We start from the raw sequence: 18,579 nt of genomic DNA, 5'->3' as shown, positions 1-18,579 counted from the left end.
TATCGCCACCCGGCAAAAAGATTACTTCAGCAGTTTCACCGTGGCGTCGATGTCAATTTCATCTTCGGTGAAAATCATTGTCGTGTTCTGGAAGGTGGTGATCGCCAGCTTCTTCACCGAACGCATCTCGCCCGGTTTTTTGTCGGATTTCGGTTTGATGCTGTTCATCAGCAGCCCTACCGACAGCACCGCGTTCTCTTTGTCGATTTTGGTCTCAACCGGCTCTTCTTCGCTGAACACCACGAAAGATTTGATCGAGGTGAGCTTCACGCGCTCGCCCGCGATATAGAGGTGTTTGCTTTCCGGGATCACCTTCACCGCATAGGCGGAAAGGCCTTTGTTGTTGGTGGTCGGCTCGAAGGTCACCGCCGCGTCTTTCTTGATCAGATCGGGGTTGGCAACCTTAATCACGTGAAAATAGCGGTTGTCGCCGTTTTCATCTTTGATAAATCCAAAGCCTTTATCTTTAAACCACGTGGTGATTGTACCGTTCATTGCTGCTTCCGCCTGTCTGTCGATCGTTAACTCAATTTTTGCAGCGCGCAGTGTAATGCACAATGGCCGTACAGACAAAAAAAAGCCCCTGCCTTCAGGCAGGGGAAACTCATGTCAGAGCTTATTTTTTATTAGTTGAATACCATTCCGCCATCAATCAGCAGCGACTGGCCGGTCATGTAGTCGGAATCCGGCCCGGCAAGGTAGGAGACACAGGCCGCCACGTCTTCCGGCTCGGACAACCGGCCAAGGGTGATGCGTTTGGCGAAGGTTTCCGTTCCGTAGCCGAGCGGTTTACCCGCTGCCTCGGAAACCTGACGGTCTATTTCGGCCCACATTGGCGTTTTGACGATGCCCGGGCAGTAGGCGTTAACGGTGATCCCGAGCGGCGCGAGGTCCCGCGCGGCGGTCTGGGTCAGCCCACGTACCGCGAACTTGCTGGAGCTGTAGACCGCCAGCTCAGGGTTCCCGGTGTGGCCCGCCTGCGAGCAGGCGTTGATAATTTTGCCGCCATGCCCCTCTTTGCGAAACGCGTCAATCGCGGCCTGGATGCCCCAGATCACCCCTTTCACGTTGATGTTGTAAACCTTGTCGACAATATCCGGCGTGATGGACTCAATCGGCGTCGAGGGTGCCACGCCCGCATTGTTAACGATAACGTTGAATCCGCCCAGGGCGGTACGCGCTTTTTCCACCGCCGCAAAGACCTGCTCGCGGTTCGACACGTCCACCTTCACGGCGACGGCTTTCCCGCCGCTGCGGACAATCTCTTCGGCGACGGCTTTCGCCGTCTCTTCGTTGTAATCCGCAATGGCAACGGCAAAACCGTCTTTCACCAGACGAAGCGCGATTGCTTTACCGATCCCCTGGCCGGAGCCGGTGACGAGAGCCACTTTTTGCATATCTGTATCCTTATCGTGATTCACAAAATCTGGCTGAGATGGAGCTGGCCCATCAGCAGCGGGTTATCGCTATAGTCGACGGGGATCGCCACCACGGCTGGCCCCTCGACATCCATTGCTGCACGCAGCGTCGGCTCCAGCGCGTCGGCGCTTTCGACGGCAAAGCCCTTCGCACCAAAGGCGTCGGCGTAGGCTTTAAAATCGACCGGGCCGAACTCGACCCCGGAAAGCCGCTGGTATTTTTTCTCTTCCTGGATCGCCACCATGTTGTAGGCATTATCCACCCAGATAATGTGCAGCACGTTGGCGTTGAGGCGCACGGCGGTTTCCAGCTCCATGCTCGACTGCAAGAACCCGCCGTCGCCGGAGACGGAAACAACCTTGCGGCCCGGGTTGACCAGCCAGGCGCCAATCGCCCACGGCAGCGCCACCCCCATGGTCTGCTGGCCGTTGGAGATCATCACCTGACGTGCCCGGAAGCTGTAGAGATAGCGGGCGATCCAGATGTGGAAGCTGCCCATATCGACGGTGAGCGTCACGTCGTTATTCACGATGTCCTGCATCGCACGCACGATGCGCAGCGGATGGAGGGCAAACTGGTTGAGCGACGCGCCGCGGCGGTCGAGGAGATCGCGCTGATGCTGGCGATCGACGAGGATCTCGGTCGCGCGCGGGCTGAGTTCCAGCTTGCGATCGATGCGGCTGGCCAGAAGGTTCAGCGTTTCGGCGATATCCCCCACCAGTTCGAGGTCGGGCACATAGTTGCGCTCTTCATAGGCAGGCAGCACGTCAATGTGCACCAGGGTCGCGTCGCCGCGGTTCCACATCGACGGCTCGTATTCTACCGGGCTGTAGCCGATGCAGATGATCAGATCCGCCAGATGCAGCAGCCGATCGCCCGCCTGGTTATTAAACAGACCCACGCGGCCCGCGAAGCGGGTGAAGTGCTCCTGATTTACCGCCCCGGCGGCCTGATAGGTGCTGGTGACCGGGATACGGCTTTTCTCAAGCAGCTTATGCAGCGCGGCGCTGTTAGCGGGCTGGCTGGCCATCAGGCCCAGCAAGATCACCGGATTTTTAGCGCTCTGAATACGCTTCGCCACGTCGTTAATGGCAGACGCCGGTGCCGGCCCCATCAGCGCGGCGGTGCTGGCAGGTAAAATCGCCCCGGTAACGGGCTGATCGACAATATCCTGCGGCAGGCTGACGAACGCCCCGCCCGGCCTGCCCTGCTCGGCGGCGCGGAAGGCGTTTGAGACCACTTCGGCAATGGCTTCGGACGAGTTCACCTCAACGGCATATTTCGTGACCGGGCTGAACATGCCGACGGTGTCCATGCTCTGGTGCACCAGCTTCGCTTTGTCCGCACGCTTCACCGCCCCGCCCAGCGCCACCACCGGGTCGCCTTCGCTATTCGCGGTGGCAATACCGGTGATCAGGTTCGAACAGCCCGGCCCGGAGGTGACCAGCGCCACCCCGGCCTTGCCGGTGAGCCGCCCGACCGCCGCGGCCATAAACGCCGCGTTTGCCTCATGACGAACGGGGATGATCTCAATGGAGGAGTCGAGCAGAGAATCAAAAACCTTGTCGATTTTTGCGCCTGGGATGCCGAAAACCTGCTTCACGCCCTGCGCTTCCAGCTGGGCGACAATCATATCGGCGCCATGCGCCCACTGACGTGACTGTTTATCACTGTTCACGGTGTTCTCCTGTTAGTTTTCGACGGAACGGATCGCTGCATCAAGGTTGCTGGGGTGAAGGTCGGCCTGTAAAAACGCGCTGTCGGCGGGCAGGTCAATCATCAGCTTGTGGATCTCCCCGAAGGTAAGCACACCGTTTTCAAGCTGGTAGTCCAGCAGATGGCCGCCGCCCTGGCGGTCGTCGGTGATAAAGTGCTCGTGATAGCCCGCCACGTTGATGCCCTGCATATGCTGCGGCGTACGGAACCCGACCAGCACACCTTTGCGCTGGTTAAAGCGGAACACCGGCTGGTCGTCCAGCACGTCGGTCATTGCGCGGTACGGCGGCGTCTGGCGCGGCACGGTACGGGTGTGCGCGTGGCGAAAATTGCCGTCGATACGCAGGGCGCAAAACAGGTTGTCGGAGGGGATTTGCTGGTCGATGACGTCGTGAATGTGCTGACGGCTCACGGGGGTATCAAAGACTTTACGATACTGTGGCTGGAACCAGGTCATCACCGCGAACGGCGTTTTTTGCTCGGGCTTCGCGGCCCGGGCGCTGCCGTCGGCGCGCAGCTGGTAGACCTGGCTGCTGAAGGCAATCATTTCACCGTCCAGTTCGTTAAAGGTGCCTAACCCAAAGTCGCCGTGCCGGAGCAGATCGGCTATTGTGGTCTCCCCTTCATAAACGCCGCTCAACAGGGCGCTCATGAGCGATGTTTGATAGATCACGCTGTCAGGATGCTGCGCGGAGAACCCTCGCAGGGTTTCGCACAGGCTGGCCTCACAGTCGCAGGCAGATGAATGAGTCATCATGCGTCCTCTTCAACTTTTATTAGAAAGGTTAAATAAATGTTGACCCGATTCAGCAGAGAGTTCCAATATAGAAACCATGCTGGTTTGAGACGTTTTTGATATGGAACTTCGATATCTGCGCTATTTCGTCGCGGTTGCACGCGAGCGACACTTCACCAAAGCGGCCAACGCGCTGGGCATTTCGCAGCCTCCGCTGAGTCAGCAGATCAAGCGACTGGAGGAGGAGGTGGGCACCCCGCTGTTCCGGCGGCTCACGCGCGGCGTTGAGCTGACCGAAGCGGGGGAAGCCTTCTACGAGGACGCCTGTAAAATTCTGGCGATGAGCGACGCCGCGCTGGAAAAAGCACGGGGGATCGCACGCGGGCTGAACGGCAGCCTGTCGATTGGCATCACCAGTTCAGATGCCTTTCACCCCAAAATCTTCACCCTGATCCGCCAGTATCAGGTGCAGAACCCGGCGGTGACGGTTCACCAGGTGGAAGCCAATATGGCATCGCTGATGGCGATGCTGGCGGAGGGGGAACTGGATATCGCCTTCGTGCGTCTGCCGTGCGACAGCAGTAAGGCGTTTGACCTGAAAATCCTCGATCGGGAGCCGATGGTGGTGGCGCTGCATCGCGCCCATCCGCTGGCAGACCGTGATGCGCTGGCGCTGGAGGCGTTGCGGGACACGCCGGTGATTCTGTTTCCGCAGGAGGTCGCGCCGGGGCTGTACGACCGGGTTTACAACTACTGCGCACGCGCGGGCATCAATATGCACACCACGCTGCAGGCCTCGCAGCTCTCTTCTTCCCTGAGTATGGTTGCGGCAGGCGGCGGATTCGCGCTGGTGCCACAGTCAATGGCGGCAATTTCTCCGCCGGATGTGACCTATCACGCGCTGACCACCCCCGACCTGTTTACCGATATCGCCATCTGCTGGCGGCGGTTTGAACGTTCCCGCACGGTAAAACGATTCCTGGCGATGCTGAGCGCGGCGTAACGGCGGTGCGGCGCTTGCATGAGCTGGGTTTGTTTCGCCGCATCGGGCATGGCGAAAGCTCCCCTGCATCAGTCATTTCTTCCGCCCTTCTACCAGGATAAAAGCGCAATCTGCTGCCGCCCCCTGTCAATACACTATACTGACCATTGCACGACTCTTTACCTGACATCAACCCTACCCATGACCATCAGGAGAACGACATGCAAAAGTGTAAAACCGTAAAAGGGCTGCTCGTTGCCTCAACTGTAGCCGCGATGTTCAGCACTTTCGGCGCGTATGCCCAGACAACGAGCGCCGCGCAAAGTGACGCCTCCGCCCAGACCAGCTCAACGGGATCGATGGCTAAGCTCAGTTCCGGTGACGAAAAAGCGCTCAAGGACATGGCGCAGGCCAATATCAATGAGGTCGCCGCGGCCAAAATCGCGCTGGACAAGGCCCAGAGCAGCGAGGTGAAAGCCTTCGCGCAGAAGATGGTTGACGATCACGGCAGCGCGCTGGAAAAAGTAGAGACGGTCGCTAAACAAAAAGGCGTCACCCTGCCAACCGAGCCGGATGCCAGCCACAAGGCGATGGCCGACAAGCTGGAAAAAGAGAGCGGCAACGCCTTTGACAAAATGTATATGGAAAACGCCGGTACCAAAGACCACAAGATGGTGCTGTCAAAACTGCAGAGCGACGCCAAAAATATCAAGGACCCGGACGTGAAGGCTCTGGCCGACGCGCACACCCCGGTTGTTGAGCAGCATCTCGAGTCTGCAGAAAAGATGAAGTTGTCCGCAGATAAGTAAACGGGTCGTTCACCGGGCGCAGGGTGCTGCGTCCTGAACGCCCACCAGGCAGCATGGCGCGCGCAATGCGAAGGACCGCTTCTGGCTACCGCCAGGCCCAGGGTACATGCTGTCTTCTCCCCTCTCCACCCGGCTCAATGCTCAAATCCTCCTCCTGAAAGCGCGATATTCATCACAGTATGCCAGGCTTTATGGGCACCATCACAACGTGACGACAACGCGGTCTGCTGTGCCGGACATAAGGGATGACTCATTTGAAAAATGCAAAATACACAATGCCGTTACGCGAGGAAGGGTTTATTGGTCTGGGGGATTATGCCGCGATCGGCGAGGGCCGCTCCGTGGCGCTCATCGCGCCGGATGGCTCGATCGACTGGTGGGGCGCACCGAATCTCGACTCGCCGCCCCTTTTTGATCGCCTGCTGGACCCGACCATTGGCGGCTTTTTCAGCCTGACACCCGCGGTTGATTACACCGTCACCCGCGCTTATCGCGAGGACAGCAACGTGCTGGAAACCCGCTTTGAGACGGATGACGGCGCGGTGTTGTTAACGGAATCGATCAACAGCACCCTGGCAGGACGCCTGCCCTGGAGTGAACTGGCGCGGCGGCTCGAGGGCGTGCGCGGGACTGTCCCTTTCCGGCTGCATCTGCGGTTCGGCACGATGATCGAAACGCGATCACCCTGGCGGTCAGACACCTTTAAGGGCAGCGTTTACCATATCGGCGATCTCATGGCGATGCTGCACACCAGCGAAAACGTTGTCATCACCCGTGCCGATGACGAGGAGATCGAAGCGGAGATCACCCTGAAGAAGGGAAGCCGGGAGGTAGTCGCCCTGCTCGTGACCCAGAGCGAACCGCTGGCCGTGCCGGACATTCAGGCCATTGATAACCGCATCGAAACCAGCCACACCGCCTGGCAGGACTGGGTGAACGGGCTTAAATATGACGGTCTGTACAAAGATCATGTTATCCGCTCTGCGCTGGCGCTGAAGTTCCTCTGGTATTCGCCAACCGGCGCGCTGGCCGCAGCGGCCACCACCTCCCTGCCGGAAGGGATCGGCGGCGAAAAAAACTATGACTATCGCTTTGCCTGGGTCAGAGATGCCTGCCTGATCATCAAAGCCTTTACCTATCTGGGCACGCTTGAAGAGTGTAAGGCAGCGTTTTCCTGGCTGTCGAAAACCATTATCAAACACGGCCCGGAGATGCGGGCCTGTTACACCCTCGAAGGCGAGCTGGTCCCGGAGGAGCAGTACGCAGAACTGCAGGGCTACCGCAATTCGCAGCCGGTGCGCATTGGCAATAACGCCCGCAACCAGCGCCAGCTGAGCATGTATGCCGATATGCTTGGGGTGGCAAAGCTGTTTGTTGAGGCGGGCCATATTCTGGATACGGGCACGTCACGCTTCCTCGGGCACCTTGCCAATCAGTGCGCCGACCGCTGGCGCATGAAGGACTCCGGGATCTGGGAGTTGCCGGACGAGCAGCATTATACCCATTCTAAAATGTCCTGCTGGCTGGCGCTGGACTGCGCCGTGGTGCTGGCGGAGGCCAGCCACATAGAACCCACCTGGAAGGCGCGCTGGAAACGCGAGCGGGACCGCATCCGCGACTGGGTTGAAGAGCACTGCTGGTCCGAAGCCCATCAGTCCTACTGCTTTTACGTCGGGGACGGCGGGAAGCTGGACGCCTCACTTGCCCTGGTTTCGCGCTACGGTGTGAAGGTCAACCCGAAACGCATGAAGCTGACCTATCAGGCTATTGCGCGCGAGCTGGGTCATAACAGCGCGATGGTCTACCGCTACAGCGGCGTTGAGCAGGAGGAAAGCACTTTTATCGCCTGCTCATTCTGGCTGGCAGAGGCCTGGGCGTCGATGGGCGATCCGGCGGTGGCCGAAGAGATCATGGAGGAGATTCTGAAGACGCTGTGCCATCGCGGCAATGTCGAAACCTTCAATGAGATGTTTGATACCCGCACCGGCGAATGGGTGGGCAATATGCCCCAGGGGCTGAGCCATCTCGCCCTTATCTGCGCGGCGCAGGCCATCAGCGAGCATCACGGTTCCGATTAACCGACGTCATGCCGGGCGCAGACAACGCCGTGGTGGCTCCCGGCGCGCAACAAAACGCCGCGAGCGTTTAACAGCTCGCGGCGTTTGGTCTGGCGCTCAGGCTGCTTTCACGGCTCTGATTTTTTTACTGCCAGCCGCCTCTGACTCGGGGTTATCTGTTGCAGTGGCCGCCTTCAGGTCGGGCAGCTTACTGGTACGCAGAATATGCTGCACGGCCTCTTTCTGCTCGGCAAGATACAGCCCCAGATTTTCAGCCTGCGTTTCATCCAACTGCATTTCGCTTTGTAACAGCCAGTCGGTGAACGCATCTGCCATGTCGAGCATTTTGTCGTAAGCGTCAGCCTCTTTCTTACTGGCAAATGTCATTTTCTCTTCACCTTTTCTAACGACAACGAATTTTGTTTCAACAGCCATTCTGCACCTCCACACTGTAATTATATACAGTATAGCAGTTCCGGATTTTTGTTGCAGCTAAAATGTGCTGACCTCAGGAATCACCGCGGGTACAGACCCGGTTTTTACCCGCGCGTTTGGCCGCGTACAGTAACGCATCGGCTTTCGCTAAGGCTTCGCTTGCGGTACCGCCCGCCATGTCGCACAGGCCTGCGCTGAAGGTGGTTTTCAGGCCAGGCTCGCGATACTTACGTTTCTCAACGTCGCTTCGCCATGCATCAATAATCGTGAAGGCCTCGTCGCGTGTGACCCCTTTCATGATCGCGGCGATCTCCTCCCCGCCGTAGCGATACAGGGTGATATCTTCACTCTCATGAATCATTCCAAGCGTTGCCACGCTTTTTAACACCGCATCGCCCGTCTGGTGGCCGTAGGTATCATTAATGGATTTGAAATTGTCGATATCCACCATGGCAATAAAGCAATCTTCAGACGCGTTAACGCGTTTAAGGTCTTTATCAAACGCCCGGCGATTAAGCAGCCCGGTCAGGCCATCTATTTGCACCTCTTCCGTCATATGCACGATATGCTCAGCGGTATGCTTAATTTCATCCAAAAGCATATCTGAGGCTTTTTTATTTTTCAGGTCGCCATAACGCAGGCCATTGGCAATGGCTAAGTAAATGTTATTAATTTTGGTATTGATAATCCACCAGGCAAACAGCGCGATAATGAGCGCAAACGTTGCCCCGTAGGTCACTCTGAGCGTTTCATTCAACACGATGTTGTCGAGCTTCTCTTTACTGACCCGATAAAAAATGACCCAGTCCGGGTTACTTAAGGTTTTATGGTAGTAATATGAATCATTGTCTTCCAGATAAAAATAGCCATCGCTGGTGCTGACTTTATTAAAGATCTTTTTGATGATTTCAGGCGACTGCAGGCTGATGTCTTTCAGAACCTCCTGGCCGTTGCTGGTAAGAATGAACACCGAACCTTCCACCGGATGCTCCAGACGATTAAAAAAGCCGAGCAAAAACGTGTAGTCGATATCCAGCGCGATAACGCCCTGCGTGGTGGAGTTCTCATCCAGTACAGGCAGGGAGAGCGAGATGATTTTCTTTTTTAGCGCTAAATCTTTGTACGGGTCCGTAAACGCAATCTCATTGGAGTTGTTGGACGGATTGCTAAACCACGGGCGCGTGCGCGGGTCGAAGTTCGCCAGTTCTTCCGGGTTAACTCCGGGCTGGGGAACACGAATATAATTACCGGAAAGGTCGCCCAGGCTGATGCCGCTGATATGCGGAATGGAGTACAGCTGGTCCATTAATCTTTTACGTAATTTGATTTTTTGCTCAGGCGACGCCATTGACAGACCGGTCGTTGATTTCACCACGCCATACAGAGAATATTTGTAGTTATCAAAGATATCGTTTAAATAGCTGTTGATATTATGCAAATGCGTTTCATTGTTATCATGATAAGAGTCGTAGATTTCTCGCCATTGTCCTCGAGTGACAAATAAGCAGATAACAACAAGGGCGATGATGATGCCCATAAAGATAAGATTTAATGGCTTGGTAAAGTTAAGCTTGTTCTTCATTATATTATTTCATAGCAAAATCGTTAAATTTACTAAATTCGAAGGGAATGGCGATACGCAGTGACGTATTGCGTCAGCACATTACAAAAGGTAAATTTAAGAGTCAATATCCAACCCACGCCGCCGGTTGACGCTTTTTAATCATTCACCAAACTAATTGATTTAGATGACTATTTTAATTTGATGTATTAGGTAATTTATTTGTTCATAAATCGTTAGCTATTTAGATTTAAAAGGTGAAATTGATAAATTTTGCGCTTAGCCGTTCGTGATTAAAGGCCATAATTTTTCTGCAATCGTTTTCCTGGGTTAAAAAACAGACGAAATATATCAACTCTGTTTACGGTTTTGCCGCTTCTGCGCGGGAGCGTGCCAGCACGTTGCTAAGGCAAACGGCTTCGTTGTCTATACTCACTGAAAACCAGACAACGGCGTGCGCCATGCCTTTACCCGACTTTCTTTCCTCTGATCCTTACACTCCTGGCATTGAGCTTGAACGCCAGGTGGTCAACCCGCCGGGCTACGACCTGAGCCAGGACTCCTCCGCCCTTATCGCCGCCGTTGAGCACGACATCACACTGGCAGCAAACCACCCGTCCATAAAAGCAGCAGGAGGAGAATTTTCTGCTGTACTGCTTCAACCGTTTTCAGGCGTGTCGCCAAGGGATGGCGGGTATTTCGACAAGCCGTTATGTGCTTTTAATCATCTAATAAATCGTCAAATTACTATAAATCTAATAACCGCCCCACTATTTATTACATATTCAATTAACATTGACTTAATCAAGAATTAAGTAAAACCACCGTACTATTCATTAACAATAAACCCGTTCCAAACCTTAAGACCCCATCATTTCTTAATTTACGTCAACGAAAACGCAGATCTTTTTATATCCACACCGTACATAAATTGACGCATTATTTTGTAAGCGCTAGCGTTGTGCTCGTTACGTGAAAAAACTGAATTAAAGGTCTTTTTTAGGATTTTCTTAAATGGAGTTTAAAAAAATGGCTATTCCCGCTTATCTATGGCTTAAAGACGACGGTGGTGCCGACATCAAAGGCTCTGTCGATATATACGGTCGTGAAGGAAGTATCGAGGTTATCGGATTCAATCACGGCGTGATGCAGCCCACCGACAAGCATAACGGCAAGGCGACCGGTATTCGCGTCCATTACCCTTTTTCTTTCGATAAAGAGATTGATGCCTCCAGCCCCTACTTGTACAAGGCTGTCAGCACGGGCCTGAAGCTTAAGTCTGCAGAGATTAAATTTTACCATATCAACGATGCAGGTCAGGAAGTGGAATATTTTTCCACGCTTATGGAGGGCGTGACAATTGTCAGCGTCTGCCCAATGATGCTTGACATTAAAGACCCTGACTATGAGAAACATAATCATCTGGAACTTGTGGAACTGTTGTACGAAAGAATTACCTGGCGCTATGTCGACGGTAACTTCATGCATTCAGATAGCTGGAATGAGCGTAAGACAGCATAAGGAGAACGATATGGGATGGAAGTATGAGCAGTCTTCCGGCAAGATGTATAAAGACGGCAAATTAATTGAGACCGGGTACTCCGGCGCTCTGACGAATAAAAACAACCCAGACCGTCAGCATGTGAAGGGCCTGGGGCCATTACCTCGCGGGACGTATAAAATTGCAGGTCATTCGAATTCAAAAGGACCAATTACCATCATTCTTGAGCAAACCTCGGGAGAAAGTTTTGGTCGCTCAGAATTCCGTATTCATGGTGATCACAAATATGGTCCCGCCGGTTTTGCGTCCGAGGGATGCATTATCCTTTCACCGTCAACGAGACGTAAGATACTTCGCGACGGCGGTGAGCTTGAGGTGGTGCGATGAAATACCCGATCGCTATGCTACTTTGTGCTCTTACTGTCCCAGCCATTGCAGCCAGCACTGACTGGTCTTCAGCACTAAAGGGAATCGCATCAGGAGATACACGCTGGATTGAGCAAGCCCCAGCGCTGGCAGCCACGGCTGATGGTAACCAGGCGCAGCAGCTGGAGGATGCGCTTGCCGCAGCGCTCACAGCAAACACCAACGCCACGCTGAAAGCGCTACGCACCCTTGACGCCGGAAAGTGGCCGCACATGGTAGGCAGCGATATCGTCTGCACTCCGCCCTTAGAGAAATCCCCCGCTGAAGTCGACGCGTTCTATCAGCGCACCCGGCAGGCGCTGCTGGAAACGTTTGAGGGTGCTCAGTGCCTCTGGATCCTGGAGGCAACCATGCAAGAGCTAAAAGCAGATAAAGCCCGTCAGGCTAAGTAAGCGTTACCCAGCGCACAACGGCCGGATCTTTCTTCGCTCCTCAACCCGGCCCTTCACTCCCCGCCGCCAGCAGCGGCACCACCACATCGCTGATTGGCACCGCAATACCGTGTTTGTGGCCGTAGCGCTGGATCACGCCGTTGCGGATATCCCACTCCATCGGGCGATCTGCCTGACGGTCGGCAAGGATAGACGTGCCCAAATCCACCGGCGCACGCTGAAAGTTCGCCAGTATCTCCTGCGCCACGTCATCATCCAGCTTTGCCCCCTCGGCGTGGGCGACTGCAACCCCCTCGCGCAGGTAGGCCAGCGCAAGTTCGCTGATATCCTCGCGCCTGAACATTCCGGCGCGGCGGTTGGACAACACCATCAGCCCGGCGACCGCGTTTTGCAACAGCTTACGCCACGCGACGGTGGCGAAGTCTTCCGAAAGCTCAACCGCGCAGCGCGTACCGCGAAGCGCCTCTACCACCCGCTGCGCCTGCGGAACGTCCGGCAGCGTCAGGCGCGGTTTGGCGCGCAGCCACACGGAGGCATCCGGCTCGCGCTGCGCCGGGAACCAGACCACCGACGGCAGCACCGTTGCGCCATTGACCAAAGGCTCAAGCTGGGTCTTTTGCTCCACGCCATTTTGCAGGGCGCAGACAACGGTGTTTTCATCGCACAGCGCGCTCAGCCATCCGGCGCTGTCGGCATTTTGCGTCGTTTTAACCGCCACAAAAACAAGATCGGCGGGGCGCGTGATGACGCTCGGATCGGTTAATACCGGACCGGGCACGACCGTTTCACCTTCGTCGTAGCGCAAACGCAGTTCAGAATGCGCGGTGCGCCCGCACAGCAGCAGCGTGCGGCCCGCGTCATGCAATACCGCGGCAATGGTCGTCCCAATCGCACCGGGACCTATCAGCGCAATGGTTGGATAGTCGGTCATCATTCACTCCCCTTTTGCTAAGCCTGCTATCAGTTATACCACCCTGAGACGAGCACGCCACGCCCGTTGTCTCTACTTAACACATAACAGCCACCCGCATGTGCCAGACAGTCGACCGGGCAGCGCAGTCCTCAGTGATGCAGCAGAGCACTCTGCTCAGAAGGAGTGTTGTATAAGGTGTCGTTAGTACTATGCAGAAAACGTTTTATGTAGCGAAAGCACCTACATTACGCTTTTAAGACGCCTGAAAATTCCTAATTTAACGGACAATAAACCTCACCCCAGGTGTTCATACACTTCCATTACATTAATTAAACATTTAGAAAAAAGCACTATAAAACATTTACTATGTGAAATTAAAAACCATCAAGACTGCATTTCCACTAATTTATCAAAATCTACCACTATACTTATTGTCGCGATCTGCCAACCTTCATATTCAACGCACAATTAATATTTAAAAAAAACAAATTATAATCTGAAAATATAACAACTCTTTTCCAATGCGTTTACTTTCATTCTAAAAACCCCATAATTATTCCATGCAGAGTAATGCAAATTCAATGAAATGCAGGCTGACAGATAACAAGATCCACAGAGAGTTGATAGTTCTTTTAGTACCAGGAAGGTAGCGACCATGTACGACTGTAAAAATAATAAAAATCAAAGTCCTTTAGGTAATAGCACGATTGTAGTTGTCACGCTCAACCATTATCTCTTTCATGGGTTGAAAGCGCTCATGGCTTCCATCACCCCGAAACTGCTGAGTGAAAACTCAATGTTTTATGACGTAATATGCGTAAATAGCATTGAAGATCTCAATAACAACAAAATCACGAAAGGAAAGGGAAACATACTGATTACAGATTTCGACCCAAGGCTTTGTGTTGCCAGCAAAAAAGATCGCTCGGTTGACGCTATTCTCGGGTTATTTGATGGCATTACCTTTATTTCAAAACTTCATGATTATAATAACGGAGTTCCTCTTTTTTTATCCAGCCATGCAAGCCTGGACGAAACATGCTCGCGCTTGCTTGAGATTACCCGCAGAACCTTGTCCGGTCAAATGCCCTCCGTACAGCAAATACATCAGTATTTAAGCCATGATGAGGCATTATTGTTGAGCCTTATTATGAATGGCTTTCAGCCTCCGATGATGGCGAAGATGCTCAAGATGAATGTCAAACAGATTTATGCGCATCGCTCTCGCCTGTACCGTAAAGCCGGTGTTAAAAGTTTACAAGAACTCTACACACAACTTGGCTGTGGTTAACGGAAGGGTAGCAAGATAACCGTTTCGGCGGTTATAATATTGCCGTCTATTGACGTTCCGTTGACGATATTAAGTAATATAAACGTAAATTATTGTCCGCAGACTGGCTTAGTCTACTTACTATCCAACCCTTTAATTACTAATAGCTTTTACAAACTCATCGATAGGATGACGTAAACAAAAAGACACTATGGCGGCTATAGTTAAATTGTTCTTCAACAGCATGCAAAAAAAATTTTACCCTGTGTAATTATTTGTCATTAAAGTTCATGCATTGGCTAATTTCGAAAATACAGCTCTATTCAGGTAAGCGTTCGCGGGAATGTACTATCAGTCTCAATTTGACACCAAAGAGAAGGCTGATATTTTGTGCTCAAATTAATTCAGGAGCCCGTAATGAACACGTCACTCTCACACCCTTCCCCCCCACTCTGTCGCTGTTAATAATTTGTAAGAACAATTACCTCAATATTGGCATGACCAACCTTGTCAACAACCTTCAACCGATGATTTTCCACAAGACAGGTAAACTATGCGATATAAAAACATTCAACACCCCTGATGAACTGGACATGGATAAATTATCTAAAAATACAGAACACTGTCTGGTGATCGAACGAGACAGCTTCCGCCACTTCCATGATTTATTATTAGCAAAAAATTGCCAGGCAACATTTAATAACGTTTTTTTTCTTTCCACTGGAGGATGTTCTTTTACCTCACAGATCAACTTTCTACCCTGCAAACCGGATCTTAACTTTATAAAAAAAACGTTATTCAGAATAATGACAACTGACTATGGGGCCAGCCTGGAGACGCTGCATAATCATACCCGTAATCTGACGCCAGAGGATAAACAGCTGTTACGATTAATTATCGCTGAGCATAGCGTGTCTGAGATCGCCACAAGGCTTAATATTTCCACGCAGGCCGTTTATGCCAGCCGGAGTCGTTTATTTGCCAAATTAGGCGTAAGCAATATTAATGAGCTGTTAACCTGCGGCGCGATCATGGGTTTATAAAAAACGCCATCGGCATTAGCGATGGCGTTCGGGTGCTGAAAATCGAAATCAGCTGGCTGTAAGGATTGGATTAGAACTGATATTTGATACCGTACATAGCTTGCGCATCATGATAGCCTTTTCCTCCCATCTGGACAGCGACGTTCCCCCACATCGTCAGGTGGTCGCCCAGCTTAGCCTCTACGCCAGTTTTAAGTTCACCAATGTTACGCGCACCTTGCTGGCTGATAGTGCGGTCATCCAGGCTCACCGAGAACGTTTTAGTGTTATGCAGCCAGTTTGCTTCGATGAATGGCTCAAACTCCCGGCGCTTACCTTCATCGATCTTGTGATGTCCATTGATATAGGCCCTCAGTCCCAGGCGTGTCTGCACGTTACCATCTCCGCCAAATGAGATATTGGATCCATTATCTTCAGTATGCGCACGGCTACGAACGCCCATCCAGATAGCCTGCGCTTTTGGCTGAAGGTACCAATTATTCAACGTACCTTTGCTGCCGTAGAAAGCGCCCATATGCTCAGTCCACCCAGTTTCCACTGACGCGGTAATGCCGCGAGATTTATAGCGTTCAGCCGGTAGCTCATCTCCCTTCACGTGGTTATTAAACCAGCTATAAATCAACCAGCTATCCGTATACAGCCCTTCCTTGTTTTCGTTATCCGCATACCAGGTGCCGTAGATTCCGGCACTGTAACCACTCAGCGTACCGTCCGCCTTATAGTGGTTCCAGCGAGAGCGAGTATTGCTTTGGTTGTTGGCATAGCCGCCCATGACGCCAAGATGCCACCGATCCTTTCCGTCCGACGACCACTGCACGATATCGCCTCCCAGTTGCGCGACATAGCGATTGCTTTGGGTTGTCAGCTGTCCAGCGCTGTGAAAGACATTATGTCCTCCCACCTGGCGCAGCCACATGCTCGTGACTTTCTTTTCCCCGGTCAGCGCATCCGTATATTGTGTTTCTCCCAGCCGATCGTGCAGTCGCATCACGAAAATACCGTTGGCCGCTGCATGGTTGGCGAGATAGGCACCGGATTCGGGGCGGACCAAAGCCTCGGGTTCGGGTGCTTTAGTCGGGGGTACAGGATCCGGGCCGGGTGGCGGCAACGGATCCGGACCAGGTGGTAGAACAGGGTCTGGACCAGGTGGTGGAACCGGGTCCGGGCCAGGTGGTGGAACCGGGTCCGGGCCAGGTGGTGGAACTGGATCCGGGCCGGGTGGCGGCAAAGGATCAGGGCCAGGTGGTGGAACAGGGTCCGGACCAGGGGGTGGAAGAGGATCTGGCGGAGGCACCGGATCCGGTGGTGGTACCGGCGTGACCGCGCTCATCAAATACCAGTTTTGCCCTTTTCGTACGACATCATAATCATACGCGCCAGCGACAATACGCCCGGCTTTGGTGAAGGTACCGATGGATTCTCCGCCGACGGTAACAATTTCAATCCCTTCCTGCGTCAGCGCGCCTTTACCGCCAATGTTGTTGATACTCACCCGCGTATTGCCTGCTTCAACATCGCCAAGTACGTGCAATTGATCAGTCAAAGAGTGATCTCCCTCCAGCACGGTATTGAGCGTCAGCAGGCCGTTGTTGCCAGAATAATTTTCCACCACCGTCAGGTAGGCCGGCGAAAATGACTCCGCGCTGACCGGTGCACGATAGGTCAGGCGGGCATCGTTCAAATCCATCCGCGTAACTACCGAACTGCTGGTCATATCCCACAGGCTGGTGTCGCCTTTCATATTCAGGTAGATGTAGCCATTATCCGTGGTGTTGAACTGGCCATCCGCGTAGAGCTGCGTTGAATCTGCCATACCGGAGAACACCGAGCCCTGGATCATGCGCAGATCGATGGTGCCCTTACGTTCGGTCAACATGTCGCCGTAAACATGATATACCCCCTCGCTTTCCGGGCCATCAAGATAGCCGGAACCAATCCAGGCCAAATTACCGGAGGCGAACATGGCAAAGCTGTCTCCACCATTCACCTGAACGTTGACGTCGCGGTTCAGGTAGATCCGTCCACCGTCGAAATGCGTTGCCCATCCAGAAAGATTAATCTCGACTTCTTCGGAGGGGAAAGAATTACTCAGAGCCATTGCTGTCTGCATGGGAGACATTGCGGGACGAGTTGCTTTGTACCCGTCCTCGGCAACCAGGCCAGAGGCTCCGTTACCCCACGTCTGAACGGTAATATCCCCTGTATCAACCAGACCGGTTTTATTGGCATAGACGCCGTGCGCATTGTTACCCAGAGTTTCAACCCAGGCGTCGTGCCCTAGCGTTACCCTCGCAGACCATGTGTAAAAATGGCGGTTGCGTGAAGACGTCAAATCATAGTACGACGCACCGGAAAAGACGCCGTAACCCGTATCTGAACGACCGGGTAATAGCCTTAAAGCGTCTCCCGCCGTGCGAATGACCGCGTTTTCACCCACGGTTATCCGGTTACCGTCAATATGGTTGGTTATCTCCGCAGCAATGCCCATGCCCTCTTCGGCATAGACGTTCAGATCATCTCCCACCTTCAGGCTGGAGCCGCGCGGCTGCGAAAGATACGATTGCGCCAGATAAATAGCGTTTCCTGACGTTTCAACCCCGATCTTTCCTGTGAATACCGCGCTGCCGCCGTTGAGATAAATCCCTGCGCCGTCAAGCGATTTTAACGCCACATCTTTATTGGTTATCGTGCCCAAATCTTCTGCAGACAAAACGATAACGTCTTTTGACGAATCAATCAGCACGGTATCCCAAAGATCGAAAATAGTTTTCGCATCGGTTGCCCCTAGCGAAGAGGTACAGGTCGCTTTCCCCGCCTCACTTAAGTCACAGCTTTCCGTTTCCGCGCTGGCAGGGAGACTAAAGGCTCCCCCCAGCACGCCGGCAACGCTACAGGCCAATGCCGATTTTTTAAATCGGACTGACAGCGTCATAATTCCATTTTTTTTCATAACGACCTCCAGAGGATGTATGAAATTTCAGGCAAAAGATGCCTCTTCCGTCATGGGAAAAGATTATTTTAAGAAGGTAAATACCGGAGGAAGGCCCTTTGGTTATTCCTTATTGCATAGTATATGGAAGGCAGAATGACGACGTAAACAGTGCGTCTATTAATTAAGAATTTTAATTACAACGACAATTCAACAGAAAATTAACTCGAAAAAACAGAAAGCTTAACCAATTGATTTTTAACCATAAAAAATAAAATCAGCAATGTTAATCTATTGTATCAATCTCAATGCGTATCATAATCCAGGAATTTTCAGCAACAAAGGAAACGTTCTTCACGGCATCACTTTTCCGACATTAAGAATAATGAA

Annotated in this window: 16 protein-coding genes and 1 pseudogene; 9 read left to right on the top strand and 8 right to left on the bottom strand. The window is 52.9% G+C overall.

What is annotated here, in order from left to right; all coding sequences use genetic code 11:
- Positions 1–21 precede the first annotated feature (21 nt).
- From QLG21_RS18560 to budA, 4 genes are all read right to left on the bottom strand, one after another.
- Positions 22–495, bottom strand: coding sequence for a cold shock domain-containing protein (locus QLG21_RS18560; RefSeq protein ID WP_042320923.1), 474 nt, complete (start codon positions 493–495; stop codon positions 22–24).
- Between the two features lie 131 nt (positions 496–626).
- On the bottom strand, positions 627–1,397 hold the full coding sequence (locus QLG21_RS18555) for a (S)-acetoin forming diacetyl reductase (RefSeq protein WP_042320920.1): 771 nt from the start codon (positions 1,395–1,397) through the stop codon (positions 627–629).
- A gap of 20 nt (positions 1,398–1,417) precedes the next feature.
- The gene (gene alsS / locus QLG21_RS18550) at positions 1,418–3,097 is read right to left on the bottom strand and encodes an acetolactate synthase AlsS (RefSeq protein ID WP_042320919.1); all 1,680 of its coding nucleotides are present in this window, start codon (positions 3,095–3,097) and stop codon (positions 1,418–1,420) included.
- A gap of 12 nt (positions 3,098–3,109) precedes the next feature.
- Positions 3,110–3,889, bottom strand: a complete 780-nt coding sequence (gene budA, locus QLG21_RS18545; RefSeq protein ID WP_071599721.1) for an acetolactate decarboxylase — start codon at positions 3,887–3,889, stop codon at positions 3,110–3,112.
- A gap of 103 nt (positions 3,890–3,992) precedes the next feature.
- Between budA and QLG21_RS18540 the strand changes: the two genes are divergently transcribed.
- The 3 genes from QLG21_RS18540 to QLG21_RS18530 all read left to right on the top strand — a co-directional run bounded on the left by QLG21_RS18540 (position 3,993) and on the right by QLG21_RS18530 (position 7,740).
- A complete protein-coding gene (locus QLG21_RS18540; RefSeq protein WP_006177034.1) occupies positions 3,993–4,874 on the top strand; it encodes a LysR family transcriptional regulator in 882 nt (293 codons plus the stop codon).
- 200 nt (positions 4,875–5,074) lie between these two features.
- Positions 5,075–5,662: a DUF4142 domain-containing protein gene (locus tag QLG21_RS18535; protein ID WP_006177033.1), complete on the top strand. Its 588-nt coding sequence runs from the start codon at positions 5,075–5,077 to the stop codon at positions 5,660–5,662.
- Between the two features lie 254 nt (positions 5,663–5,916).
- A complete protein-coding gene (locus tag QLG21_RS18530) occupies positions 5,917–7,740 on the top strand; it encodes a glycoside hydrolase family 15 protein (protein WP_042320916.1) in 1,824 nt (607 codons plus the stop codon).
- A 96-nt stretch (positions 7,741–7,836) separates the two neighbouring features.
- Here the strand turns inward: QLG21_RS18530 and QLG21_RS18525 are convergent, their stop codons facing one another.
- Positions 7,837–8,154 (bottom strand): YebG family protein, encoded by a 318-nt coding sequence (locus QLG21_RS18525; protein WP_006177030.1) that lies wholly within the window; start codon positions 8,152–8,154, stop codon positions 7,837–7,839.
- Positions 8,155–8,227: 73 nt separating this feature from the next.
- Positions 8,228–9,736 (bottom strand): sensor domain-containing diguanylate cyclase, encoded by a 1,509-nt coding sequence (locus QLG21_RS18520; protein ID WP_282484956.1) that lies wholly within the window; start codon positions 9,734–9,736, stop codon positions 8,228–8,230.
- Positions 9,737–10,176: 440 nt separating this feature from the next.
- On the opposite strand from QLG21_RS18520, the pseudogene QLG21_RS18515 reads away from it, so the two are divergent.
- The 4 genes and pseudogenes from QLG21_RS18515 to QLG21_RS18500 form a co-directional block, all read left to right on the top strand.
- Positions 10,177–10,314, top strand: a pseudogene (locus QLG21_RS18515) (glutamate--cysteine ligase); the annotation flags it as partial.
- Between the two features lie 430 nt (positions 10,315–10,744).
- Entirely contained in the window at positions 10,745–11,236 is a 492-nt protein-coding gene (locus QLG21_RS18510; RefSeq protein WP_282484999.1) for an Hcp family type VI secretion system effector, read from the top strand.
- Between the two features lie 10 nt (positions 11,237–11,246).
- The gene (locus QLG21_RS18505; protein ID WP_282484955.1) at positions 11,247–11,603 is read left to right on the top strand and encodes a tlde1 domain-containing protein; all 357 of its coding nucleotides are present in this window, start codon (positions 11,247–11,249) and stop codon (positions 11,601–11,603) included.
- The gene (locus tag QLG21_RS18500; RefSeq protein WP_282484954.1) at positions 11,600–12,034 is read left to right on the top strand and encodes a hypothetical protein; all 435 of its coding nucleotides are present in this window, start codon (positions 11,600–11,602) and stop codon (positions 12,032–12,034) included. Before QLG21_RS18505 ends, QLG21_RS18500 begins: the two co-directional genes overlap by 4 nt.
- A gap of 40 nt (positions 12,035–12,074) precedes the next feature.
- On the opposite strand, the gene QLG21_RS18495 is transcribed toward QLG21_RS18500, so the two are convergent.
- Entirely contained in the window at positions 12,075–12,965 is an 891-nt protein-coding gene (locus QLG21_RS18495; RefSeq protein WP_282484998.1) for an oxidoreductase, read from the bottom strand.
- A 637-nt stretch (positions 12,966–13,602) separates the two neighbouring features.
- On the opposite strand from QLG21_RS18495, the gene QLG21_RS18490 reads away from it, so the two are divergent.
- Both QLG21_RS18490 and QLG21_RS18485 read left to right on the top strand, forming a co-directional pair.
- The gene (locus tag QLG21_RS18490; protein ID WP_282484953.1) at positions 13,603–14,238 is read left to right on the top strand and encodes a hypothetical protein; all 636 of its coding nucleotides are present in this window, start codon (positions 13,603–13,605) and stop codon (positions 14,236–14,238) included.
- Between the two features lie 476 nt (positions 14,239–14,714).
- Positions 14,715–15,260: a helix-turn-helix transcriptional regulator gene (locus QLG21_RS18485; protein WP_282484952.1), complete on the top strand. Its 546-nt coding sequence runs from the start codon at positions 14,715–14,717 to the stop codon at positions 15,258–15,260.
- A gap of 70 nt (positions 15,261–15,330) precedes the next feature.
- On the opposite strand, the gene QLG21_RS18480 is transcribed toward QLG21_RS18485, so the two are convergent.
- Positions 15,331–18,210, bottom strand: a complete 2,880-nt coding sequence (locus QLG21_RS18480) for an autotransporter outer membrane beta-barrel domain-containing protein (RefSeq protein WP_282484951.1) — start codon at positions 18,208–18,210, stop codon at positions 15,331–15,333.
- Positions 18,211–18,579: the final 369 nt, after the last annotated feature.

Origin of the sequence: Enterobacter sp. V87_3, from assembly GCF_029967835.1 — a bacterium.
Lineage (GTDB): Bacteria > Pseudomonadota > Gammaproteobacteria > Enterobacterales > Enterobacteriaceae > Enterobacter > Enterobacter cancerogenus.
This window is presented reverse-complemented; position numbering and strand designations above follow the sequence as displayed.

What these genes read in the sequence shown, in the direction of transcription:
- QLG21_RS18560 (WP_042320923.1), bottom strand. Translation starts at nt 495, where the DNA reads ATGAACGGTACAATCACCACGTGGTTTAAAGATAAAGGCTTTGGATTT.
- QLG21_RS18555 (WP_042320920.1), bottom strand. Translation starts at nt 1,397, where the DNA reads ATGCAAAAAGTGGCTCTCGTCACCGGCTCCGGCCAGGGGATCGGTAAA.
- budA (WP_071599721.1), bottom strand. Translation starts at nt 3,889, where the DNA reads ATGACTCATTCATCTGCCTGCGACTGTGAGGCCAGCCTGTGCGAAACC.
- QLG21_RS18540 (WP_006177034.1), top strand. Translation starts at nt 3,993, where the DNA reads ATGGAACTTCGATATCTGCGCTATTTCGTCGCGGTTGCACGCGAGCGA.
- QLG21_RS18535 (WP_006177033.1), top strand. Translation starts at nt 5,075, where the DNA reads ATGCAAAAGTGTAAAACCGTAAAAGGGCTGCTCGTTGCCTCAACTGTA.
- QLG21_RS18525 (WP_006177030.1), bottom strand. Translation starts at nt 8,154, where the DNA reads ATGGCTGTTGAAACAAAATTCGTTGTCGTTAGAAAAGGTGAAGAGAAA.
- QLG21_RS18520 (WP_282484956.1), bottom strand. Translation starts at nt 9,736, where the DNA reads ATGAAGAACAAGCTTAACTTTACCAAGCCATTAAATCTTATCTTTATG.
- QLG21_RS18510 (WP_282484999.1), top strand. Translation starts at nt 10,745, where the DNA reads ATGGCTATTCCCGCTTATCTATGGCTTAAAGACGACGGTGGTGCCGAC.
- QLG21_RS18505 (WP_282484955.1), top strand. Translation starts at nt 11,247, where the DNA reads ATGGGATGGAAGTATGAGCAGTCTTCCGGCAAGATGTATAAAGACGGC.
- QLG21_RS18500 (WP_282484954.1), top strand. Translation starts at nt 11,600, where the DNA reads ATGAAATACCCGATCGCTATGCTACTTTGTGCTCTTACTGTCCCAGCC.
- QLG21_RS18495 (WP_282484998.1), bottom strand. Translation starts at nt 12,965, where the DNA reads ATGACCGACTATCCAACCATTGCGCTGATAGGTCCCGGTGCGATTGGG.
- QLG21_RS18490 (WP_282484953.1), top strand. Translation starts at nt 13,603, where the DNA reads ATGTACGACTGTAAAAATAATAAAAATCAAAGTCCTTTAGGTAATAGC.
- QLG21_RS18485 (WP_282484952.1), top strand. Translation starts at nt 14,715, where the DNA reads ATGACCAACCTTGTCAACAACCTTCAACCGATGATTTTCCACAAGACA.
- QLG21_RS18480 (WP_282484951.1), bottom strand. Translation starts at nt 18,210, where the DNA reads ATGAAAAAAAATGGAATTATGACGCTGTCAGTCCGATTTAAAAAATCG.